Genomic DNA, 21773 nt, shown 5'->3' with positions numbered 1-21773 from the left:
ACATCCCCGCAGTACGGGCCTGCTGGGTAGCATCCGAACGAAACCAATGAGAGGGGGAGTTGCTTGTGAAAGTGCGTTTTATGTTCGTGGGCCTGCTGGCCGTTGCCGCGTCCGTCGCCGGCGCCCAGGGTACCGCCGGTAGCATCTTTGGCCATGGCCCGGCCGGGGGATCTGTGACGGCGACAAGCGCTACCGGTGCGCAGCGCCATGCCGTGATCAACGGTCGCGGCCGATACACGCTGACTCCGCTGCCCATGGGCAGCTATAGCGTGACGCTCGAGAAAGACGGTCAGGCGGTTGATACGCGCAAGAACATCAATGTCGTCGTCGGCCGCGGGTTGCAGGTGGATTTTGCCTGCGAGAACGATAAGTGCGAGGAAGGCGGTTAAGCCGCTGGATCGAAGGCCGGACGAATCGCGCGCAAGCGCGCTCCTGCAAGGAAGCCCTGTAGGAGCGTGCTTGCACGCGATGCCTTTACCGCTTAACGCATGCCGCCGGTAGCGAGAATCTTCTCGCCCGTCACCCAGCCCGCATCATCCGATGCGAGGAAGGTCACGACTGGGGCGATATCACCCACCTGGCCGATGCGGCCCAGCGGCGTCTGGCCTTCGGCCCAGGCCTGGAAATCCGAACCGACGAAACCGGCGCTGTGCGTGCCTTCGGTTTCCACCATGCCGGGGTTCACCGAGTTGACGCGAATGCCACGCGGGCCCAGCTCGCGCGAAAGCACGCCCGTAATGGCGTCGAGCGCGCCCTTGGTCCCGGTGTAGATCGCGGTCTCCGCCGGGACCAGCTGGGTCACGCCCGAACCGATGTTGATCACGCTACCGCCCTTGCCCAGGTGAGCGGAGGCGGCGCGCGTGACCAGCAGGGGGCCGAGCACATTGATATCGAACATGCGGCGGAACAGCGCCTCGGTGGTGTTCTCTACTGACGCGAACTCGTAGACGCCCGAGTTGTTCACGACGATGTCCAGGCGGCCAAACGTATCGACGGCCGCGGCGACCAGCTTGCCGGCATCCGCTTCCTTCGAGACATCCGCGCCGACCGCGATCGCCTTGCCGCCGGCGGCCGTGATCTCCGCGACGATCTTCTCGGCCCCTTCCTTGCTCGAGGCATAGTTCACGACGACGCTGGCGCCCTCGGCGGCCAGCGACTTCGCGATACCGGCACCAATGCCCTTCGATGCGCCCGTGACGATGGCGACTTTATCTTTCAGCTTGCTCATGGCGTTTTCCTGGATGGCATGGTCGGCTCGACGTGAGCCGCCTGCAGCTATCTCTGGGGCCACGCCACGGCCGCTGTGATACCTCGCGCGGAAAAGCACCTTTGCCTGATCGTCACGGATGCATGGCTTTCAAGTACGCATAGGTATCCGTCAGTTCAAAAATGCCTGACTCGGTGGCGTCCTTGCGCAGGTAGGGACCGTGGCCGGCGCCGTAGATCACAAGGATGCGATCGCCCGGCTTCGTGGCGAGTTCCCGGATGTGGGTAAAGATGCGCAGGTTGCGGGCGTACCACTGGCCGACCCAGGCCGCACCGGGGTTGTTGGTGTCGTTGCCGAACAGGGCCATGTCGAAGTAGCCGGATTCATCCTCGTGCATCCGCTCCGGGTCGTTCCATAGCTGGTACCACTGCAGGATCGAGTGGTCCTTCAGGTAATCCGTTTCCCTGACTGCCATGGCCTTCCAATGGTTGACGGTCTTGTCGAGCAGCTCACCCTTGCCGTTCGCTTTCGCCCAGGCCATCCAGTCGTAATCGGCATCCTGTCCGGGCGCGTTCTCGTTCCAGTCCACGGCATCGACGCGTGGCAGCCCGAGCTTGCGGGCCAGGCGCAGCCCGATCTGATCGACTTCGTCTGCGGTTAGCTTGTACGTGCCGGCGCGATAGGCGGCGTAGCGCTCATCCAGCTGGGCTTGCCTGGCGTGAGGGTATTCGACGGCGACGTGCGTAGGTTTCCACGCGGCGAGCTGGTTAACGACGCTCTCGATCTCGGCCTGCCGCTTGGCCACGAGGATGTCCTCGACGTGGGTATTGGCGATGTCGCGATTGTGGTTGGCGAGGTGGCCCGAGCCCAGGAACATCATGGTGGGCTTCTCCTGCGCGGCCGTGGCGGCAAGTGGGGCAAGGGCGAGCAGGGATAGCAGGATCCAGCGGTACGTCATGGTGCATCCTTACAGTGGTGGCGTAAGCGGGTGGGATGCACGCGCGCATGAAGTGGTTGCCGTGACTGATGGCACGCTACGACCGATATGAATAAACGGTGGGGCAGGGAAAGCGAGACGCCCGTCACGCTTCGGCGCGCAGGTCAGCGGGCACGATGAGGTTGCCTGGCGTCCCCCCGGAATCCCCCATCGCCAGGTCCAGCGCCGTCCGGTCCATCAGCCGGGTCGGCGCTTTTTTTTGGTGTCACCTAGGGGCGCGGCGCTCGGTACGGTCATTACGCCCGGGTGAAACTATTTTTCATCGACCCCCTTGAATCCCCATCGGTGCGGTCATAAAAGTACGAGCATAATTCAACTGCTGAAGGGTACGCCCGTGTCCGCTGTCATCGATTCACCCGCCGCGCCGGTCCGGCGCACCAAACCCCTCAAGCTCGCGGCGGGGGCGGTCGTCCTGGTGGGCGTCCTCGCCTACGGCGCCCACTGGTGGACCACCGGCCGTTTCATCCAGGACACCGACGACGCCTATGTCGGCGGCGACGTTACGGTGATCGGCTCGAAAGTCCCCGGCTACATCCAGACCGTCGCCGTGACCGATAACCAGGCCGTCCATAAAGGCGACCTGCTCATCCGTATCGATGACCGCGACTACCGGGCTGCCGCCGCCAAGGCCGACGCCGCCGTTGAGGCCCAGGAAGCCACGCTGCGCAACCTCGATGCCGTCGCGGCCTTGCAGCAAAGCGTCATCCACCAGGCCGAAGCCAGCAAGGCGGGCGCCGATGCCGAGGCCAACCGTGCGCGGCTGGACGATACCCGCTACGGCGACCTGGTCAGCCGTTCCGCCGTCTCGGTGGAAGCTGCCCAGCGTGCACGCGCCGTGGCACAAACCGCCGACGCCGACCGCCAGAAGGCAAGCGCTGCCGTTGAGGCGGCGCGCCGCCAGCTTGACGTGATCGATACCCAGAAGCACCAGGCCGAAGCGGCGCTGGCCCAGGCGAAGGCCCAGGCCGATAGCGCGCACCTCGATCTGTCCTACACCGAGGTGCGTGCGCCCGTGGATGGCACGATCGGCAACCGTCGTGCACGGGTCGGCGCGTTTGTTTCGGCCGGCAGCCCGATGCTGGCCGTCGTGCCCGCCCACGGTCTGTGGGTGGATGCGAACTTCAAGGAAGACCAGCTCGCCCGCATGAAAGTCGGGCAGGGCGTCGACGTGCGTGCCGACGTGATGCCCGACCATCCGTTCCGTGGCCACATCGCCTCGCTCGCACCCGCCACGGGTGCGCAGTTCAGCGTGCTGCCGCCGGAGAACGCCACGGGCAACTTCACCAAAATCGTCCAGCGCGTGCCGGTGCGGGTCGTGCTGGATGGCAAGGACGGCGACCTGGGCCTGTTGCGTCCAGGCCTTTCCGTCACGGCGACCGTTGATACCAACGCGCCATGAGCCCCGTCGCCCACCTCACCCCGGGCCAGAAGATCTTTGCCTTCGCCAGCATGTGCGTGGGCATGTTCATCGCCCTGCTGGATATCCAGATCGTTTCGGCATCACTGCGTGATATCGGCGGTGGCCTGTCGGCCGGCGCGGACGATACCGCCTGGGTGCAAACCAGTTACCTCATCGCGGAGATCGTGGTCATCCCCCTGTCCGGCTGGCTTTCCCGCGTGTTCTCGACGCGCTGGTTGTTCGCCGTCTCGGCGGCGGGCTTCACGGTGACCAGCCTGCTGTGCGGTATCGCCGGGGATATCCAGAGCATGATCGTGTTCCGCGCCGCGCAGGGTTTCATTGGCGGCTCCATGATCCCGATGGTGTTCACCACGGCGTTCGTGTTCTTCGAAGGCAAGCAGCGTGTCATCGCCGCCGCGACGATTGGTGCGCTGGCCTCGCTCGCCCCGACAATGGGGCCGACCCTGGGTGGCTGGATTACGGATAACTACTCATGGCACTGGCTGTTCTTCATCAACCTCGTGCCGGGCATCTTCGTGACCGTGGCGGTACCGGCACTGGTGAAGATCGACGAGCCTGACCTTGGCCTTCTGAAGCTGGGTGACTGGGCTGGCATCGTCCTGATCGCGCTGTTCCTGGGCTGCCTTGAGTACACGCTGGAAGAAGGCCCGCGCTGGAACTGGATGGAAGACAGCGTCATCCGGACTACCGCGTGGACGGCAGCGATTGCCGGCGTGCTGTTCGTGTGGCGAGAGCTGACGGCAGAACACCCGGTGGTGGACCTGCGCGCGCTGAAGGACCGCAATTTCGCCCTTGGATCGTTCTTTTCGTTCGTCACGGGCATCGGCCTGTTTGCAACGATCTACCTGACGCCCTTATTCCTCGGCCGGGTGGAAGGCTATAGCGCGTTCCAGATCGGCAAGGCGGTGTTTTCGACGGGTGTTTTCCAGATCCTCACGATCCCGGTGTACACGTTCCTGGCGAATCGGGTGGACCTGCGCTGGCTGATGATGGTGGGCATGGCGTTGTTTGCCATCTCCATGTTCGAGTTCACGCCCATCACGCACGACTGGAGCGGTACCGAACTGTTGCTGCCGCAAGCGCTGCGCGGCGCGGCGCAGCAACTGGCGGTCCCCCCGGTCGTCACGCTCACCCTCGGCGGGTTGCCGCCGGCACGCCTGCGTCATGCGTCGGGGCTGTTCAACACCATGCGTAACCTCGGGGGTGCCATCGGTATCGCCGCGTGCGCCACGATCCTCAATGACCGTACCAACCTGCATTTCCAGCGCCTTGCCGAGCACCTGACGCCGGCGAACGAGGCGATGAACAGCCTGCTCACCGGCCTGGACGGTGCCGCGCAGACCTCTCAGGTCGCACTGCGCGAGCTCTGGCAGCTCACTTACCGGGAAGCGCAGACCATGACTTACAGCGACGCTTTCTTTTCCATCATGTTGTGCTTTGTGCTTGCCACGGCCATGGTGCCGCTGATGCGCAAGGTGCAGCCTCCTAAAGGTCCTTCCGCCGATGCGCACTAAACTGCTCCCCTTGATTCTCCCCCTGGTGCTGGCCGGTTGCACGGTTGGCCCGGATTACGTGAAGCCCAGCTTGCCGGCCGCATCTGCATGGCACGAGCAGGCCGCCCTCGACCAGCGGGTGGCCGAAGCCCCGGCTCCTGCGCTGGAGACGTGGTGGAACGGGTTCGACGATCCCGAACTCAGCACGATCGTTGCGCGGGTGCTCGATCAGAACCTGGACCTTGCGGCCTCCGCGGCGCGTGTCCAGCAGGCCAGCGCGGCGGCGCAGTACGCGCACGCCGATCGCTTACCCCAGGGCAGCCTGGATGCGAACGCCGCACGCCTACGCCAGTCGGAGCGCAGCCCGCTGGGCAAGCTGGCCAGCCCGCAGCCTGGCTATGAGCGGAACCAGACGTACGAAGACCTTGGTGTAGGTGCGAGCTGGGAACTCGATCTCGCCGGTGGCCTGCGCCGCGGTGACGAAGCGGCGAATGCCGCCTGGCAGGCCGCCGAGGCCACGCACGCTGGTGTGCGCATCACCCTGGTCGCTGAAGCCGCGGATGCGTACTTCCGCGTGCGTGGCGCGCAGGCGCGCATCGCTATCGCGAACGAGCAGATCCGCAACGAGCAGGGCCTGGTCGACCTGGTGCACCTGCGCCAGCAGAATGGTTTGGGCACGGAGCGCGAGTCGGCCCAGGCCGAAGCGCTGCTGCTACAGGCGCAGGGTACGGTGCCCCCGCTGCAGGCCGAGCTGGATACGCAGCTCAACCGGCTCGATGTATTGATGGGAGCCGCGCCCGGGACGTACGCCAAAGAGATCGCCTCGTCGCAGAAGCCGTTCCACATTCCCACCGTGGATGGCGCCGGTGGCCCGGCATCGCTGCTGCGCCGCCGGCCTGATGTCATCGCGGCAGAGCGGGAACTGGCGTCCAGCAATGCACGTATCGGCGTCGCGCTGGCGCAGTACTATCCGCAGGTATCGTTGTCGGGCCTGCTTGGTTTCGCCACACTGGATAGCGGGAAGTTGCTGACCGGTTCGGCCTTCCAGTCGCAGGGTGCCCTTGGGCTGCACTGGCGCCTGTTCGATTTCGGCCGGGTGGATGCGGATGTGAAAGAGGCACGTGGTGCGAACGCCGAGGCACTGGCGAAGTACCGTGGCTCCATGTTGAAGGCCACGGAAGATGTGGAGAACGCCATCGTGTCGCTGACCCAACTCGAGGCCCAGCATGGCGTGCTGGAGAACGAGGTGGCGGCGCACGTCCGGGCGCGCGATGCGGCGCAGGATGCCTACAAGGGCGGTGCGGTGAGCTTGCTGGAAGTGCTGGACGAAGACCGCCAGCTGCTGGCTTCACGCGACCTGCTCGCGCGCGTACGCACGGACGATGCCCGCGCCGCCGTGGGCGCCTTCCGTGCCCTGGGTGGTGGTTGGGATGTGCCTGCCGACAAGGTGGCCGATGTTTCGAGGTGAATCATGCGATACGCGAAAGACCATAAGGAAAAGACCCGCCAGCGGATCATCGAAGTGGCGGCGCAGAACTTCCGCGAGCGCGGCTTTGAAGGCGAGGGCATTGCCTCCGTGATGCAAAGCGCCGGGCTGACCAATGGCGCGTTCTTCAACCACTTCACATCGAAGGAAGACCTGGCCCGCGAGGTCGTGGCTTACGCCATGGCCGAGCGGTTGGACTTCCTCAATGAGCGCATCGAAAAGGGCGGCAACACGGCCGCCTACATCGAGTCCTATCTTTCCACGCGGCATCGGGATAACCCCCAGCAGGGGTGCCCGATCGCCACGCTGGTGGCGGATGTCTCCAGGCGCTCCGAGCCGGTACGTGAGGCGTTCGCCGAGGGTATGGACGCCCTGGTCAGCCGGCTGGCTGAGCAATGGCCTGCGCTGCCCAGGGAGGAGGCACGCGCAAAGGCCATCGCCCTTTACGCGCTGATCAATGGCGCCCTGCAGATGGCGCGGGCCACGAAGGACGGTGCGCTCTCGGATGAAATCCTCGAGGCCGGCAAGCGCTCCGCGCTGGCACTCTTGTAGGAACGCGCGATCGCGCGCCAGCGCGCTCCTACAGGACGGCGACTTTGTTTTTGCCGGTGGCTTTGGCTTCGTAGAGGGCATCGTCGGCGCGGCGGACCAGGGCGAGGGCATCCACGCCGTGCTGCGGTGCCGTCGAGATGCCGACGCTCAAGGTGACATGCAGCGGCAGGCCGTTCCAGAAGAAAGGCTGGCTGGCGGCGTCGATGAAATCTTCCGCGCGCACCATGGCCTCGCGTAGCGAGATCGGTGGGGCGAGGAGCGCGACGAATTCGTCGCCGCCCAGGCGGCAGACGGTATCGGCCTTGCGGGTGCGGCGGAGCAGGCGCTCGGCGAACTGGCGCAGGAGCTCATCGCCCGCGGCGTGGCCATGGACGTCGTTGACCGCCTTGAAGCCGTCGAGGTCCATGTAAAGCACCGCCAGGCTATCCGCCGCTTTCAGGTGGGCGAGCGCGGCCTTAAGGCGCTCCTCGAAGACCAGGCGGTTCGGCAGCCCCGTCAGCGTGTCCGATTCCGCGAGTTGACGCATGCGGTCAGCCACCGCGCGCGCCACCGATACATCGCGCAATACCAGTACGCCGCCCACCACATGCCCTTCGCGATCACGGATCGGTGCAGCGACATCCTCGATGTCCAGGCGCGTGCCATCCGCAAGCAGTAGCTGACGCGGCTGGAGCATATCGACCGTGCGTTCCTCGGCGATGGCCCGGAGCAGGGAGCTGTCGCTCGGCTGGTCGTGCATGTCGCGCAGGTGGACGACGGATTCGATGGGCATGCCGCGGGCGCGCATCGTGGGGCGTAGCAGCAGCGATTCAGCCCGTTGATTCAGGAAAGTGATGGTGCCCGTCGTGTCGGTGGTCAGCACGGCGTCGCCGATCGAATCCAGGGTCACCTGGGCGAGTTCCTTCGCGGCGAAAAGGCTCTCCTCGAGCTTCTTGCGCTCGCTGACGTCGGTCACCATCACGTAGAAGCCATGGAAGGCGCCGGCATCGTCGTATTCGGGCGTATAGGTGACATCGCCGGTGAAGTACTTGCCGTGCAGCTTCATCTGGTTCATTTCGAAGCGCACCGCCTGGCCGTGGTGTACGCGGGCCAGCATCGGGACCAGGCGCTGGTAGTTGGCCTCGCCGACAAACTCGCGCAGTGTCTGGCCAATGCGTGGTGCGGCATCGCCAAACCACTGCCGGTAGGTGGCGTTGACGAACCGGTAGGTCTCATCCTGGTCGAGGCGGCCGATGAGCGCCGGGATGGCATCGGTCATGCGGCGGAGGCGTTTACGTGAATGGTCCAGCTCCTCCTGCAACATGCGCGCACCGGTGATGTCCTGGAGAACGGCCACGAAGCCGCTGGTCGCGCCGCCATCCACGACAGGCGTCGCATGGGCATGCGCCCAGACCGTGAGCCGGTCGGTACCGTGAAAGCGGAACACCTGTTCGAAGCGCTTGCCCTCGGTCACCAGCAGGCGCCATGCCTCGAGTACCCGCTCGCGGTCCGCCTCCTCGATGTTCTCACGCATGAAATCGGCCACGTCGCGTCCGGTCCGTGAGCCGACCCACGCATTGGCCTGTGCGTTCTGCCACTGCGGTACCCCGTACGCATTGACGTGGAATACCGCGAGCGGGGCCGCGTCAGTGAAGGCATGGAGTTCGGCCCGGCCACGCTGTGTCGCGTCCAGGGCATCCCGCCAGCCATCCACGAGGCTGCGCGCGGTGTAGCGGGCGCGCCGAAGCGTGATCACCGACCACAGGACCAGGGCGACCAGCACGACGCCGGCGACGGAGAGCACCAGGTCCTGGCGGAACTGGCCGCGCTGCAGGCGCATTCGCTCGTACGCCGCGAGGGCGGTGACATCGCGGGCGACGGCATCGTTGCGCGACTGGTAGTCGGCGCCCATCAATTCCTCGATGTGGCGCTGGCGCTCGGGGGCAGCGGAATGCGTGAGGAAGGGGGCTGCGCTATCCACCCGCTGTTGCAGGCTGATTCCCAGGGCGGTGACGAGCGCCTTCTCGTGGGCGTCGCTGCCGAGGCTGGCCTGCACGGTGGCGAAGTGGCTTTCGCCGGAAGCCACCGCCTGGTGCCAATTCAAGGACGCGTTGGGGTCGTCCCGCAGGACCCACGCACCGATCGCTGCCCGCATGTCGTGGACATCCTGGCCGATGGCCTGGGTGGCGATGAGTACCTCGTAGCGCTTGCCAACGATGCGCTGGGTGGCCAGCAGGCCCATGGCCGTCGCTACGCCCGCGAGGGTGAGGAGCACCACCAGGGCCACGCTGGCTTTGCTGCTGCGGTCGACGAGGCGGGTGAGCCGTGCGTGGCGCTCTTGGGGCATGGACGTGCTGGCGGGGGTGTTGCCGCGAATCTAGCAAACCCGCCGAATCCTTGCTTCGCTTTTTTGGCCGTTCTGTGACGGCCCTTCGCCGGCGTTCACGCGGCGGCGCTACCGCCGGGGCTTCGCCCGTGGCGGGTCGCGCAGCTCCACCCAGGTCGGCGCATGGTCGCTGGCCTTGGGGAGGTCGCGGACCCAGCGATCGACGCCTGCGTTTTTCAGCCGCTTGGCCAGGTCCCCGGAAAGCAGCAGGTGATCGATCCGCAACCCGCGGTCGCGGGGCCAGTGTTGGCGGAAGTAGTCCCAGAACGTGTAAATATGGGCGTCCGGATGCATGGCACGCAGTGCGTCCGTCCAGCCCTGGCCGAGCAGGCGCGCATACGCGTCGCGCGATTCGGGCTGGAGCAGGGCATCGCGGCGCCAGTTCTTCGGGTCGTAAATATCCGCATCCGTGGGCACCACGTTGAAATCGCCGGCAAGCACGATGGGGTAACCCGTATCGAAAAGCGGCTTCGCGTATGCAATAAGCCGATCGAACCACGCCAGCTTGTAATCGAACTTCGAACCGGGCCTCGGGTTGCCGTTAGGCAGGTAAATGCAGCCCACGAGCACACCGTGCGCCAGGGCTTCGATATACCGGCTATGCACGTCCTTATCATCACCGGGCAGGCTACGCCGGCTCTCCACCGGATCCTCCCCCCGGGACAGGATGGCGACGCCGTTCCACGAGGCCTGGCCAGACCAGATCGCGCCGTAGCCCACATCGTGGATAGCCTGAAGGGGGAATCCCCGGTCCGGTGCCTTCAGTTCCTGCAGGCACGCCACATCGGGCTGTTCGCGCTCCAGCCACTGCAGGAGGTGCGGCAAGCGGGCGGTGATCCCGTTGACGTTGAAGGTCGCGATCTTCATGGGCGTACTCTCCCGGCGTGCCCGTGGAAGCCGGGTGACGGCATGAATGCCTGCCGAACGCCGGGCCTTCACTCGCCAACGAAATGGCCAGGAAAGCGTTGGGTCGTTCTACTCTCCCCCCTTTTGCCCCCTGAGGATTCCCATGCACCCAGCGATCGCCACGCCCCTGATGGCCCTCGCCCTTGCACTCACCCTGGCCGCGTGCGCGCCACAGCCGCGGCTGGCGCGCAACGAAACCCTGGTGGTGGTCACCCATGAGCCGCCGGGTGAGCTCGTCGAGGAGGTCCCGGCGGGCCGTGCCGGCTGGGTCTGGGCGCATGGTTACTGGGGCTGGAACGGGCACGATTACGAGGCGGTCCGCGGCCACTGGGAACGCGATCGCCCCGGCTACCACTATGTGCATCCCTACTGGGAAAACCGGAAGGGCAAGTGGGTGCTGCACGCGGGCGTGTGGGCCAGGGACTGACAACGGCATTTGCCAAGACGCCCCGGGGTGAGGCCAAGATAGTGGGCGCGTTTGCGACCTACGAGGCTTCCCATGGTGCTCCGCCGCTCCATCCCCGCATCCTTCTTCGGCATGGTCCTGGGCCTGGTGGGCCTCGGGAGCAACTGGCGTAACGCCTCCCACCTGTGGGGTCTTCCTCCCGCGATCGGCGAGGCCATCATGGCCGCCGCGTTCGTGGTCTGGGCGGTGCTGATCACGTGTTATGCCATGAAATGGCTGGGCCACCGTGAGGCGGCCGTGGAGGAGGCGCGGCACCCCGTGCAGTGCTGTTTCATCGGCCTGGTGCCTGCCACCACCGCGCTGATGGGCGTGGTGCTGGCGCCGCATTCGCACATGCTTGCCGTGCTCGCCCTGGTGATCGGTGGGGTGGGGCACGTGCTTTTCAGTGTGTGGCGGGTTGGAGACATGCTGCAGGGCGGCCGTGAGATGACAACGGTGACGCCGGTGATCTACCTGCCATCGGTCGCTGGCAATTTCATCACGGCAATTACTGCCGGAACGCTCGGCTTTCCATCGTGGGGCATCCTGTTCTTTGGTGCAGGTGTTTTCACCTGGCTCGCGCTCGAATCCGTCATCGTCAATCGCTTATTCCACGCACAGGAGTTGCCCGTCGCGTTGCGGCCAACGCTGGGTATCCAACTGGCGCCCCCCGTTGTCGCGGTGGCGGCATGGCTGGCGAATACGCAGGGACTACCCGAGTTGCTTGTGCAGGCTGCGTGGGGTTACGGCCTGCTGCAGTTTTTCCTGCTGGTTCGTCTGCTGCCATGGATCATGAAGCAGCCGTTCGCGCCGAGCTACTGGGCGTTTACCTTCGGATTGACAGCGCTTTCGGGTACCGCGATCAGCATGTCATCGCGTGGCCTGACCGGTGCGATCGCGGATGTGGCGCCAGTGCTTTTCGTAATCACTAACGTAGCGTTGGCGATCATCATCATCGGCACCATCGTGCGCGCAGCACAGGATAAACTGCTGCCCCCGGCGGCGGCACCGGTCGTTACCGCACCCGCTACCAAATGATGAAATTGCGCATATCGCGAATATGCCGAATGGATTAAAGCCATGTTCCGATATGCCGTTACGCTAGATCCGGCATCGCCCATTTCCCCCAGATGCCGGCTTTATGCGCCGTTGCGAATGCGAGTTCGCCACGGCGTTTTTTTGTTGTGTGTCATCGGTGGCGCAACGCTGCCCTTCGGTACCAGCAGCCAGGCTCATGCCGAAGGTGGGAGCTACAACGTCGATGACGCGTCCGTCGTCGGCGCGGGAAAGTGTCAGCTCGAGTCGTGGTTGCGCGAGTGGTCGCATGGCAGTAATGGCCTGTATGCCGTGCCGGCATGCGGCGCCGGGCCCGTGGAGTTCGGCGTCACGCTGAACACCGGTCACGGCACGGCCGGGCCAGGTATCAATCCGTCCATCAAATGGCAATTGCGCAACGGTGACGACAAAGGCATCGGCATCGCTGTCGCGACGGCAGCCACCTGGTTGCACGGGCGCCGCGATGATACGCAGGCTTACGTGGCCACGACCTTCGGCATCGATGACGCGCGCCGATGGATGGTGGCGCTCAATGCAGGCGTCGATCGCGTGCATGGTGAATCGGCATATGCGCTTTACGGTGTGGGCCTGGACTTTGCCGTGACGGCACGCTGGACGTTGCTGGTCGAGCGCATGTGGACACATCGGGTGATTACCGACCAGGGTGGTATCCGCCTGAACTTCGGCGACTCGAGCCTGGATCTTGTCGTGGGCAGTGAGCGGAGCCTGCACGCGGAGCATTGGATCAACGTTGGTTGGAACGCTGCTTTCTGATCACGTCGATTGCTGCTGCGCAGCAGAAAAATCGATCTAAACCCGCGTATTGACGCAGATTTTATGGTGCGCTATATCTTACCAAGGCGTCGCGTTGCCATTGCCGCGGCGTTTTCCTTGAGGGGTCTTCATGCGCCACCGCAGTCACAATCCAGCACATCCGGGTTGCGCCATGGCGGAGCCGCTGTTCCCGTTCGTGCAGGCCGATGGCCAGCCGATCCTCTCCCGCGCCAAGCTCAGCGCCCTGCGTTCGCGGGGCAAGTCGCTTGCCGGCTATTCGCCGCCGCGCCACACCCGCTGATCTGTCTTCCTGATCGGCCTCCCTTCCTGATGGGTTCGCGCTTGCGCGCGGGCATGACGTGATGCACGCCTGATTGCGGCCTGTGGCTGCCTGCAGGGCGTACGCGCACGTCGAAGGTCGCTGGTCAGCTCAATCCGCAACACGGGCGGAGGGCCACGTGTTGTCTTCAGCGACACTTTCGGGGTGGGGTGCATTGTGCGTAACGAACATGTATTGACGAAGAAGGCGCTTGTCCTGGCCGTGTGTACGGCCTTCGGCTTGCTCGTCGCGCCAGTCATGGCGCAACAGGCGTCGCCGGCGGGCGATGCGCCTGCAACGGCTGGCGCGAGCAAAACCGACAAGGACAAGGCGGAGAAAGACAAGGCGGTGCAGATGAAGGCGCTAAGCGTCGTCGCGAACCGTTACGAGGCGACCAGCATCCGCATGGACTCGGTGAACACCGTGGACGTGCTCTCGGCCAAGGATCTGCAGAACACGGCCGTGCATAACGTCGCCGAGGCACTGGGCCTCATGTCGGGCGTGAACGTCACCACGACCGGCACGGGCTACTTCGGCGGTATCGATGGCGCGGCGCGCGGCGAAGGCATGTTCGCCTCGGTCCGTGGCCTGCCGTCGGAATACAACGTAAACCTGGTGAACGGCAGCAATGTCGCCCAGGGCATGCCCTATAGCCGCAGCGTGCAGCTAAGCCTGTTGCCGCCCTCCGGCCTCCAGACGATCGTGCTCAACAAGACGTCCACGGCCGACATGGACGGTGACGCCATCGGTGGCACCATCGACTTCCGTACGCCCAGCGCGTTCGACTTCAAGAAGGATTTCAGCGGGAGCGTGACGGCCAGTGGGCGCGTCGAGAGCCGCGCGCGGGACTACGGCGGCAGCGGCCTCGGCAGCGGCCTGGCCGGCGAACTGCAGAAGAAGTTTGGTGAAGAGAAGCAGTTCGGCTTCTATATCAGCGGCTACTACGATTACCGCAACATCGCCAACAGCGAGATCGGCGCGGCGGAAAGCGCGTCGAATGACGGCTCCTGGGCATTCCTGCATGCGACTGCCGAGGGTGAGAATGCGCCGGGCTACGATCCGCAGCACAACCTGACCAGTATCGGCACGAACGTCGGCATCGCCTCCGGCTTCGAGCGCCGCTATGGCGGCAACATGTCGTTCGACTGGAACGTGGATCCGACCCTGCACGCGTATGCAAAGGCCTCGTACGCCTACGCGCTGACTGAACAGAACACAACGTACAACCAGTTGCTGCCGCAGGATGTGACCTACGTCCCGACGGCCACCCCGGGCGTCTACACACCCAACATCGGGCGTATCGCCAATCGTTTCTGGTTCGAAACCAACCCGGAGCGCGCCGACCTGGCCACGATCCAGTTGGGCGCGGACAAGACCGCGGGCGGCTGGACGATCTCGCCCAACGTGTTCTGGAGCATTGGCCGCAACGATCGACCCGAGCATGTGGAAATCGACGGGCGTGAGGACAAGTACTCGCAGGATAATTTCGCGTACAACCAGAGCTCGCTGCTCAGCTACGGCGGCAACCACTTCCCGTACCCGGTACTGACCCCGGCACTGCTGAACTCGGTTAACAACATCCAGAACATGTACGCCAACGACTACGGCGAGGTCACGAAGATCCGCTCCGGCCAGAAGCGTGGCGGTGCCAAGCTTGATCTTCGCTATGACTTCGAAGACGGCCCGGTACAGAACGTGAAGTTTGGCGTGAAGTACAGCGACAGCTCGCGCGAGTTCACGAACCGCGACTGGTCCACCGGCGGCATCAACGATGGCACGACCACGCTGGGTGATCTTGGCATCTTCAAGGGCGACTACAGCCAGATCTTCCCGGGCAAGTACCCGTGGGTGACGCCGGACGTGAGCCGCGCCGCGGTGGCGGCGCTGATCGCTGCGCACGTCCAGCCCTCCGACCTGGATACCTGTAGCCAGCTCGATTACAACAACTTCAACTGCGACACCATGCGCGGCACCGAGGCGGTATCCGCGGCATACGCCATGGCTACCATCCAGGAAGGCCCGCTGGAGATCATCCCGGGCATTCGCTTCGAGCATACGTCGATACACAATACGTTCTGGACGACGCCCCAGGACGCCGACGGCAACGAGCAGCCGGGTTACTTCTCGAACAACCGCACGATCTACAACGAGCCGCTGGGTAGCCTCTTCGTCAACTATCGTCCCGGTGGCAACGTCGTGTTCCGCGGATCGATCTGGCAGAGCTATACCCGCCCGGCCTTCGTCCAGCTGGGTGGCGGCGAGCAGATCAGCGTTTCCAACGGCGTGACCACGATCACCCGCGGCAACCCGGACCTCGATCCGATCAAGGCGACCAACGTGGACCTGGGCGCGGAATGGACCACCGACCACGGTGGCTTCTTCTCGCTGACCAGTTATTACAAGAAACTGAAGGATTACATCTACGACAGCGGCGGCGGCCAGGCCAACCCGAATACCTCGGGCGTGGGGACCGTGTTGACGAAGACGCCCATGAACGGCGGCGATGGCCGGGTTTACGGTATCGAGGCGACCGTGCGCCAGAAGTTCGAGGACCTTCCTGGTGCGTGGAACGGCCTGGGCTTCAGTGTCAACGCCACCAAGCAGAACTCGCGCGTCGACCTGGGCCGCGACGGTTTCGAGAACGAGCGCCTGCAGCAGGCCCCGCGCACGATGGCCAATGCAGAGCTTTTCTACGAGAAGTACGGTTTCTCGATCAACCTGAGCTACCACTACACCGGCTCGTATATTTCCACGTATGACTTCCTGAACCAGGGCGCGCCGTGGGATGACCTGTGGCTGCGGCCGATCCGCCGCGTCGACCTCCATGCCGGGTACCAGATGGATAACGGCCTGCAGTTCGACCTGCAGATCAGCAACCTCACCAAGCAGTACCAGTACTGGTCGCACATTGGACAGTACAGCCTGGTGAATTCGGATATCGTCGATGCAGGCCGCACCGCGCTGGTCACCGTGAAGTACTCGTTCTGAGCATGCGCCGCCGGGAATTCATCGCCATCTCGCTCCTCGCGCCCCTGGCCATGTCCGGGGGCGCGTGGGCGGGGCCGGCTTCGGATGCGCTACCCGATGGGCGTCCGCACCGGTTCGGTTTTGGTGACCGGCGGTTCGAGCTTGACGGGCGCCCGTTCCGGATCCGCAGCGGCGAGATGCACCCGGCACGCATTCCCCGTGAGTACTGGCAGCACCGTATCCGCATGGCGAAGGCGATGGGCCTCAATACCATCGCGATCTACATCATGTGGAACCACCACGAGCGTCAGCCCGGGGTCTTCGACTGGCAGGGCGAGAACCGCGACATGGCGGCGTTCATCCGGCTCTGCCAGGCCGAAGGCCTGTGGGTGTACCTGCGGCCGGGTCCTTATGTTTGCGGTGAGTGGACCAACGGCGGGCTTCCTGCCTATCTGTTGCGGGACCCGGATATCAAACTGCGCACGAAGGACGATCCCGCGTTCATGGCGGCGACCCTTCGCTACATCGGCCAGCTTGCCGGCTTCGTAAAGCCGCTCATGGCGGCCAGTGGCGGCCCGATCCTCATGATCCAGGTGGAGAATGAGTATTCGATGTTCGCCGATGATGTGGACTACCTGCGCGCCCTTGCCGACATGTGGCGGGTGCACGGTATCGATGGGCCGTTTTCGGTTTCCGATGGCTGGAAAGATCTCGAGCGGCGCAAGGCGTACCTGCCGGGTGCCGCGCTTGGGCTCGATGGCGCGGACGTCGAGACGCTTAAGAAAGGCCCGGTTTATGCGGGCGATGCGCCCGTGTGGGTCGGCGAGGGTTACCCCGGCTGGCTGACCCACTGGGGTGAGAGTGAATTCGCTGGCAAGGATTACGTCGACACACTGCGATCGATCATCCGCGCCGGATACTCGTTCAACCTCTACGTGGCGCACGGTGGCACGAACTTCGGCCTCACCGCCGGCAGCAATGCCGAGGATGACGGATCGCAGTTCCAGCCGGTGATTACGAATTACGACTACGCGGCGCCCATCGACGAGCGCGGCCGCGCCGGGCCTGCCTACGCGGCACTCCGCGAGGTGATAACCCGCGAGGCGGGCGTCACGGCGCCCAAGCTCCCTCCGGATATACCGACTGGCCACTTCGCCGCCTTTACCCCGGTGGCGAAGGCGTCGCTCTGGGATGCGTTGGGACAGGCGATACAGCTACCGCGACCGGGGCCGAACGAAGTGCTGTTCGGCCAGGACCAGGGCCTTGTCGTGTATCGCAAGCGCGTGGACCATGGCGGCACACTGCGCCTGGAAGGCGTCCGTGACTATGCCGTCATCTATGCCGATGGTCGTGAAGTGGGGCATGTATCGCGCGTGACGCATCCGTCGGTGTCGTCCTCGCCGGACGTACCTATCCCGGGCAATGCCGTCATCGACGTGCTCGTGGATACGTTCGGTCACATCAACTTCGGCCCGCGCCTGGGCGACCACAAGGGCCTGGTGGGTCCGGTCGCGTTTGACGGTGCCGCGGTACGCGATGTGCAGGCATGGCCACTCGCGCTGGATGGCGCGTGGCTGGATCAGGCGCCGGCGTTGCGTGACGCACCCACCCGGGGCGGCGTACTGTTCGAAGGTGCGCTGTCGCTCGACACGGCCGGTGACGTCTATCTGGATATGTCCGCCTGGAACAAGGGTTACCTGTGGGTTAACGGCCACCTGCTGGGGCGGTACTGGCATATCGGCCCGCAGCAGCGGCTGTACTGCCCGGGCGCCTGGTTGAAACACGGTGCGAACACCGTGCGCGTACTCGATCTGCACCGCACCGAAGGTGCGCCCATTACCTGCGCGGAGCGGATGCATGACGGGCTGGCGTGAAGGCGATACCAGGGTGATTACGAATACCGCACCGCCGCGCGCGATCGGCTTTTGGGGTGGCCTGTCGGCGAATGTGCTGAACATGATCGGCATCGGGCCGTTCGTCACCATTCCGCTGGCACTCAGCGCGCTGGCGGGGCCGGCGGTGCTGCTGGGCTGGATCGCGGGTGCGCTGCTTTGCCTGTGCGATGGCCTGGTGTGGGCGGAGCTCGGCTCGACCATTCCGGAATCCGGTGGCCCGTACCATTACCTGCGCGAGGCCTACGGCCGTAAACGGGCAGGGCGGTTGTTCGGCTTCCTGTACCTGTGGCAGACCCTGCTGACCGCGCCACTCTCGATCGGCTCGGCGGCGGTGGGCTTCGCGCAGTACGCAGGCTACCTCATGCCATCGCTGGGGGAGGGTGGCCGCGTGCTCGTAGCGGCCACGCTGTGCCTGCTGAACACCGCGATCCTCTATCGCAAGGTCGGGGACATCCAGAAACTGTCGCTGGTGGTCACTACTGCCGTCGTTGCCGCTGCCGTGTGGATCGTCTTCACCGGCATCACGCACTTCGACGCGGCCACGGCAAAGCATTTCATGGACGCGCCGGTGCCATCCGGCAAGGGTTTCTGGCTGGGCCTTGGCGCCGTGTCCCTTATCGCGGTGTATGACTACGGCGGCTACAACAACGTGTGCATGCTGGGCGGTGAAGTGAAGAGGCCGCGGCGTACCATCCCCATGGCCGTGCTCATTTCGATTCCCGTGGTCGCTGTGCTCTACCTTGGCCTCAATGTCAGCATCCTCGGCGTATTGCCCTGGGAGCAGGCGGCGCATTCCACGGCGGTCGTGGCCGACATGATGCAGGCCGTGCACGGCGCGTGGGGCGGTACGGTCGCTGTCGTGCTCATCCTTGTCGCCAGTTGGGGTTCCGCGTTGGTGGTGTTGCTGGGCTACTCGCGCGTCCCGTATGCGGCTGCTTCGGAAGGCCAGTTCTTCAAGCCATTTGCCCGCCTGCACCCGCGCGATGGCTTTCCCACGGTATCGCTGCTGTTTGTTGGCATCACCTCCGCGCTCGCCTGCTTTCTTTCGCTGGAAAAGCTGATCAGCATGCTGATGGTGGTGCAGATCCTGTTCCAGTACATCGCGCAGTGCTTCGCCGTGGTGGCGCTGCGCCGGCGCGATCGCAACGCGGATGTTTTCCGCATGCCGCTCTATCCGCTGCCCATTGCCATCAGCGTGGCCGGCTGGCTTTACCTCGTCGCGACCAGCGGCGTTTCCACCATGCTCACCGCCGTCGTCGCCATCGCGGTGGGTAGTGTCCTTTTCCTATGGCAAGCACGGAGGACACGCACGTGGCCATTCCCCACGTAAAGCCCTGGGATGTTGCCGTGGTGGGCGAGATCTTCGCCGACCACGTGTTCACCGGGTTCCCCCATTGGCCCAGGCCCGGCGAGGAGGTGATCGCCCAGGGCTACGTACGCGAGCTTGGCGGCGGTAGCGTCAACACCGCTTGCGGGCTCTCCCGCCTGGGGCGGCGCGTCCGCCTCGTCGGGCTGATCGGTGATGCGGATTTCGACTGGTTCGAGCACCGCCTCAGCGAGTTTGGCGTCGGCATCGGAGGCATCCGCCTTGAGCACGATGGCACCGGCATCACCGTCAGCGTATCGATGCGCGACGACCGCACGTTCTTCACCTACCCGGGCGCGAACCGTGGGCTGGCGGAACTGTTGACCGTACCCGCCGTGGTCTCGGACCTCGCGGCGGCTCGCCACGTGCATTTCGCCATGCCACTTTCGAGGGAGCTCGCCGCGAGCGTGCTCCCGGTGCTACGCGCCGCGGGCTGCACCACGTCCATCGACGTCGGCCATAGCCCCGAGTGGTTACGTGACCCTGCCAACATCGCCACCTGCCGCGACGTGGACCTGTTTCTCCCGAATGCCGCCGAGGCAGCGCTCGCCTGCGGCGATGCGTCGGTGGAAGCGTATGTCGCGTGGGTGCTGGATAACGGCCTTGCGCGCGCCGTGTTGAAGCGCGGCGCGCAAGGCGCACTGGCCGTGGCCGGCGGCGTGCTAAGCAGCGTCGCGCCGCCGACGGTCGATGCCGTCGATACCACGGGCGCTGGCGATGCGTTCAATGCCGGCCTCATCGACGGCTGGCTCGATGACGAACCCCTTGGCCGTGCGCTCGAGCGCGCCTGCATCTGCGGCGCGCTGTGCAGCACGGCCCCTGGCGCCCTCGAGGCGCTACCCCATTCCCCGCAATTGAGGACCCTTCGTGAACAGACGTACCGATCGTAAGATCGCACTGGTGGGTGGGGGCGGCGTGCGTTCGCCCCTGGTGGTTTTCGGTGTGAACGAGGCGGCACAGGCGCTCGGCGCGGCCGAGATGGTGCTTTACGATCCGGATCCCTCACGCCTGCGCGTCATGGTGGACCTGGGCAACGCCATCGTGCGCCGCTTCGGCGGTGAACTGCGGCTGCGCGGCGCCAGCTCGATCGAGGACACGATCGAGGGTGCCGACTTCGTGCTCAACAGTATTCGTATAGGCGGTATCACCGGCCGTGCGGCCGATGAGCGCGTCGCGATCGAGCATGGCTACCCGGGCCAGGAAACGACGGGCCCGGCGGGCGTGGCGATGGGCTTGCGCACCATTCCGATTGCCATCGAGCAGGCGCGCCTCGTCGAACGCCTCGCGCCCGACGCATGGCTGGTGAATTTCACCAACCCGGCGGGCCTGATCACCCAGGCCGTGAACGACCACAGCAAGGCGAAGATCGTTGGTATTTGCGACACGCCCACCGAGCTGTTCCACAACATCGCCCGCGCACTGGGCGAGCCGTACGCGGACGTGGAATGCGACTACGTCGGACTGAACCACCTGGGCTGGGTGCGCAGCGTACGCGTGCGCGGCGAAGAGAAGATCGACACGCTGCTGGACAGCGACGAGCTGCTACGCAGCCTTTACCTGGCGCCCTTGTTCGATACCGACATGATCCGCACGCTGCGGCTCATTCCCACCGAGTATCTGTTCTTCTACTACGAGCGGCAGCGTGCACTGGGTAACCAGCGCCGCCAGGGCGGCAGCCGTGGTGCGGAAATCGCGAAGCTCAACGACGAGTTGTTCGCCACGTTGAGTGCGCGGCTTGCCGCAGGGCAGGGCGACGAGGCCGTAGATATCTACGCCGCCTACCTCAACCAGCGCTCAGGTTCGTACATGAAGCTGGAGGCCGAGGGCGGGTCCGCCTTCGATGCGGATGTCAGCCTGGACGTTGATCCGTTCCGCGTGGCGACGGGCTATCACCGCATTGCCATCGATGTGATGAGTGCACTGACCGGCGCCAGGCCGGCGCCCATCGTGGTCAATACACGAAACCGCGGTGCCGTGCCGGACCTGCCGGAGGCGGATGTGGTGGAGACGCTATGTGACATCTCGCTGGACCGGATCGAGCCGCGAAAACTTGCGCCGCTGCCGGATGCCGTCGCCGGCCTGGTACGGTCGGTCAAGGCCTATGAGCGTGCGGCCATCGCGTCGGTGCTGGAGGGCACGCAGCTAGGGGCACGCAAGGCCATGCTGATCCACCCGGCGATCGGTGAGTGGACGCCTACGGCCAGCCTGCTTGATGCGTTGCTTGGCCACGCCAACGAGGATGGCGAATGCCTGTGTCAGGGGCCGGTGCACCGGTAGCGCGCGAAGATATCGACATCACCACCCAGCCGCGGGCCGAAACCGCGGCTGACCTCGGTGACGGGGCCGCCACAGGCCTGTCTGGCCTTCGTCTCGCAGTCGCCCAGCGTAATGATGCTGGGCGACGAGGCGCAGCGCACGCTCACCTCGCCGTTGGCATCGGGCTTTGGCGGAGCGGTTGGCGCCGAACTACAGCCCGTGAGCACGGCGAGAGCGACCAGGGTGCTGAATGCCTTCATGTAATGAGC

At 65.0% G+C, this 21773-nt stretch carries 19 protein-coding genes; 14 read left to right on the top strand and 5 right to left on the bottom strand.

The features are described 5' to 3' along the window. The first annotated feature begins 65 nt into the window (after positions 1 to 65). Positions 66 to 389, top strand: coding sequence for a carboxypeptidase-like regulatory domain-containing protein (locus L2Y97_RS11725; protein ID WP_247426545.1), 324 nt, complete (start codon positions 66 to 68; stop codon positions 387 to 389). 92 nt (positions 390 to 481) lie between these two features. Here L2Y97_RS11725 and L2Y97_RS11720 read toward each other — a convergent pair whose 3' ends face one another. Next, positions 482 to 1228 carry a glucose 1-dehydrogenase gene (locus L2Y97_RS11720; protein ID WP_247426542.1) on the bottom strand — a complete coding sequence of 249 codons (747 nt, stop codon included), beginning with the start codon at positions 1226 to 1228 and terminating at the stop codon, positions 482 to 484. Positions 1229 to 1340: 112 nt separating this feature from the next. Next, positions 1341 to 2165 (bottom strand): DUF5694 domain-containing protein, encoded by an 825-nt coding sequence (locus L2Y97_RS11715; RefSeq protein ID WP_247426541.1) that lies wholly within the window; start codon positions 2163 to 2165, stop codon positions 1341 to 1343. A gap of 373 nt (positions 2166 to 2538) precedes the next feature. Between L2Y97_RS11715 and L2Y97_RS11710 the strand changes: the two genes are divergently transcribed. Genes L2Y97_RS11710 through L2Y97_RS11695 form a run of 4 tightly spaced genes read left to right on the top strand, consistent with a single transcriptional unit; the run spans position 2539 to position 7155 of the window. Then, a complete protein-coding gene (locus L2Y97_RS11710; protein ID WP_247426539.1) occupies positions 2539 to 3603 on the top strand; it encodes an HlyD family secretion protein in 1065 nt (354 codons plus the stop codon). Next, positions 3600 to 5138, top strand: a complete 1539-nt coding sequence (locus L2Y97_RS11705) for a DHA2 family efflux MFS transporter permease subunit (RefSeq protein ID WP_247426536.1) — start codon at positions 3600 to 3602, stop codon at positions 5136 to 5138. Before L2Y97_RS11710 ends, L2Y97_RS11705 begins: the two co-directional genes overlap by 4 nt. Then, a complete protein-coding gene (locus L2Y97_RS11700; RefSeq protein ID WP_247426533.1) occupies positions 5128 to 6585 on the top strand; it encodes an efflux transporter outer membrane subunit in 1458 nt (485 codons plus the stop codon). The genes L2Y97_RS11705 and L2Y97_RS11700 overlap by 11 nt, the downstream gene beginning before the upstream one ends. Before the next feature lie 3 nt (positions 6586 to 6588). Next, positions 6589 to 7155: a TetR/AcrR family transcriptional regulator gene (locus L2Y97_RS11695; protein WP_247426530.1), complete on the top strand. Its 567-nt coding sequence runs from the start codon at positions 6589 to 6591 to the stop codon at positions 7153 to 7155. Positions 7156 to 7183: 28 nt separating this feature from the next. Here L2Y97_RS11695 and L2Y97_RS11690 read toward each other — a convergent pair whose 3' ends face one another. Next, complete coding sequence (locus L2Y97_RS11690; RefSeq protein WP_247426527.1) at positions 7184 to 9481, bottom strand: sensor domain-containing protein; 2298 nt, start codon at positions 9479 to 9481, stop codon at positions 7184 to 7186. 108 nt (positions 9482 to 9589) lie between these two features. Continuing rightward, positions 9590 to 10387 (bottom strand): exodeoxyribonuclease III, encoded by a 798-nt coding sequence (xth, locus tag L2Y97_RS11685; RefSeq protein WP_247426525.1) that lies wholly within the window; start codon positions 10385 to 10387, stop codon positions 9590 to 9592. 142 nt (positions 10388 to 10529) lie between these two features. Here xth and L2Y97_RS11680 point away from each other — a divergent pair, with 142 nt between their 5' ends. The 9 genes from L2Y97_RS11680 to L2Y97_RS11640 all read left to right on the top strand — a co-directional run bounded on the left by L2Y97_RS11680 (position 10530) and on the right by L2Y97_RS11640 (position 21525). Next, on the top strand, positions 10530 to 10853 hold the full coding sequence (locus tag L2Y97_RS11680) for a hypothetical protein (RefSeq protein ID WP_247426522.1): 324 nt from the start codon (positions 10530 to 10532) through the stop codon (positions 10851 to 10853). Positions 10854 to 10925: 72 nt separating this feature from the next. Next, positions 10926 to 11909 (top strand): dicarboxylate transporter/tellurite-resistance protein TehA, encoded by a 984-nt coding sequence (gene tehA, locus L2Y97_RS11675; RefSeq protein WP_247426519.1) that lies wholly within the window; start codon positions 10926 to 10928, stop codon positions 11907 to 11909. Positions 11910 to 12053: 144 nt separating this feature from the next. Continuing rightward, complete coding sequence (locus L2Y97_RS11670; RefSeq protein ID WP_247426516.1) at positions 12054 to 12701, top strand: hypothetical protein; 648 nt, start codon at positions 12054 to 12056, stop codon at positions 12699 to 12701. 130 nt (positions 12702 to 12831) lie between these two features. Further along, entirely contained in the window at positions 12832 to 13002 is a 171-nt protein-coding gene (locus L2Y97_RS11665) for a hypothetical protein (protein WP_247426513.1), read from the top strand. A 195-nt stretch (positions 13003 to 13197) separates the two neighbouring features. After that, positions 13198 to 16008 (top strand): TonB-dependent receptor, encoded by a 2811-nt coding sequence (locus tag L2Y97_RS11660; protein ID WP_247426510.1) that lies wholly within the window; start codon positions 13198 to 13200, stop codon positions 16006 to 16008. Positions 16009 to 16010: 2 nt separating this feature from the next. Continuing rightward, the gene (locus L2Y97_RS11655) at positions 16011 to 17861 is read left to right on the top strand and encodes a beta-galactosidase (protein ID WP_247426507.1); all 1851 of its coding nucleotides are present in this window, start codon (positions 16011 to 16013) and stop codon (positions 17859 to 17861) included. Then, complete coding sequence (locus tag L2Y97_RS11650) at positions 17845 to 19212, top strand: APC family permease (protein WP_247426504.1); 1368 nt, start codon at positions 17845 to 17847, stop codon at positions 19210 to 19212. Before L2Y97_RS11655 ends, L2Y97_RS11650 begins: the two co-directional genes overlap by 17 nt. Then, complete coding sequence (locus L2Y97_RS11645; RefSeq protein ID WP_247426501.1) at positions 19194 to 20138, top strand: carbohydrate kinase family protein; 945 nt, start codon at positions 19194 to 19196, stop codon at positions 20136 to 20138. Before L2Y97_RS11650 ends, L2Y97_RS11645 begins: the two co-directional genes overlap by 19 nt. After that, on the top strand, positions 20116 to 21525 hold the full coding sequence (locus L2Y97_RS11640; RefSeq protein WP_247426498.1) for a family 4 glycosyl hydrolase: 1410 nt from the start codon (positions 20116 to 20118) through the stop codon (positions 21523 to 21525). The genes L2Y97_RS11645 and L2Y97_RS11640 overlap by 23 nt, the downstream gene beginning before the upstream one ends. Here L2Y97_RS11640 and L2Y97_RS11635 read toward each other — a convergent pair. Beyond that, entirely contained in the window at positions 21504 to 21764 is a 261-nt protein-coding gene (locus tag L2Y97_RS11635) for a hypothetical protein (protein WP_247426495.1), read from the bottom strand. The two genes, L2Y97_RS11640 and L2Y97_RS11635, sit on opposite strands and share 22 nt — an antisense overlap. Positions 21765 to 21773 lie beyond the last annotated feature (9 nt).

Origin of the sequence: Luteibacter aegosomatissinici (genome assembly GCF_023078495.1) — a bacterium.
Lineage (GTDB): Bacteria > Pseudomonadota > Gammaproteobacteria > Xanthomonadales > Rhodanobacteraceae > Luteibacter > Luteibacter aegosomatissinici.
This window is presented reverse-complemented; position numbering and strand designations above follow the sequence as displayed.

Coding starts and splice junctions, on each gene's coding strand:
- L2Y97_RS11720 (WP_247426542.1), bottom strand. CDS start 1,228: ATGAGCAAGCTGAAAGATAAAGTCGCCATCGTCACGGGCGCATCGAAG.
- L2Y97_RS11715 (WP_247426541.1), bottom strand. CDS start 2,165: ATGACGTACCGCTGGATCCTGCTATCCCTGCTCGCCCTTGCCCCACTT.
- L2Y97_RS11705 (WP_247426536.1), top strand. CDS start 3,600: ATGAGCCCCGTCGCCCACCTCACCCCGGGCCAGAAGATCTTTGCCTTC.
- L2Y97_RS11700 (WP_247426533.1), top strand. CDS start 5,128: ATGCGCACTAAACTGCTCCCCTTGATTCTCCCCCTGGTGCTGGCCGGT.
- L2Y97_RS11695 (WP_247426530.1), top strand. CDS start 6,589: ATGCGATACGCGAAAGACCATAAGGAAAAGACCCGCCAGCGGATCATC.
- L2Y97_RS11690 (WP_247426527.1), bottom strand. CDS start 9,481: ATGCCCCAAGAGCGCCACGCACGGCTCACCCGCCTCGTCGACCGCAGC.
- xth (WP_247426525.1), bottom strand. CDS start 10,387: ATGAAGATCGCGACCTTCAACGTCAACGGGATCACCGCCCGCTTGCCG.
- L2Y97_RS11680 (WP_247426522.1), top strand. CDS start 10,530: ATGCACCCAGCGATCGCCACGCCCCTGATGGCCCTCGCCCTTGCACTC.
- tehA (WP_247426519.1), top strand. CDS start 10,926: ATGGTGCTCCGCCGCTCCATCCCCGCATCCTTCTTCGGCATGGTCCTG.
- L2Y97_RS11665 (WP_247426513.1), top strand. CDS start 12,832: ATGCGCCACCGCAGTCACAATCCAGCACATCCGGGTTGCGCCATGGCG.
- L2Y97_RS11655 (WP_247426507.1), top strand. CDS start 16,011: ATGCGCCGCCGGGAATTCATCGCCATCTCGCTCCTCGCGCCCCTGGCC.
- L2Y97_RS11650 (WP_247426504.1), top strand. CDS start 17,845: ATGACGGGCTGGCGTGAAGGCGATACCAGGGTGATTACGAATACCGCA.
- L2Y97_RS11635 (WP_247426495.1), bottom strand. CDS start 21,764: ATGAAGGCATTCAGCACCCTGGTCGCTCTCGCCGTGCTCACGGGCTGT.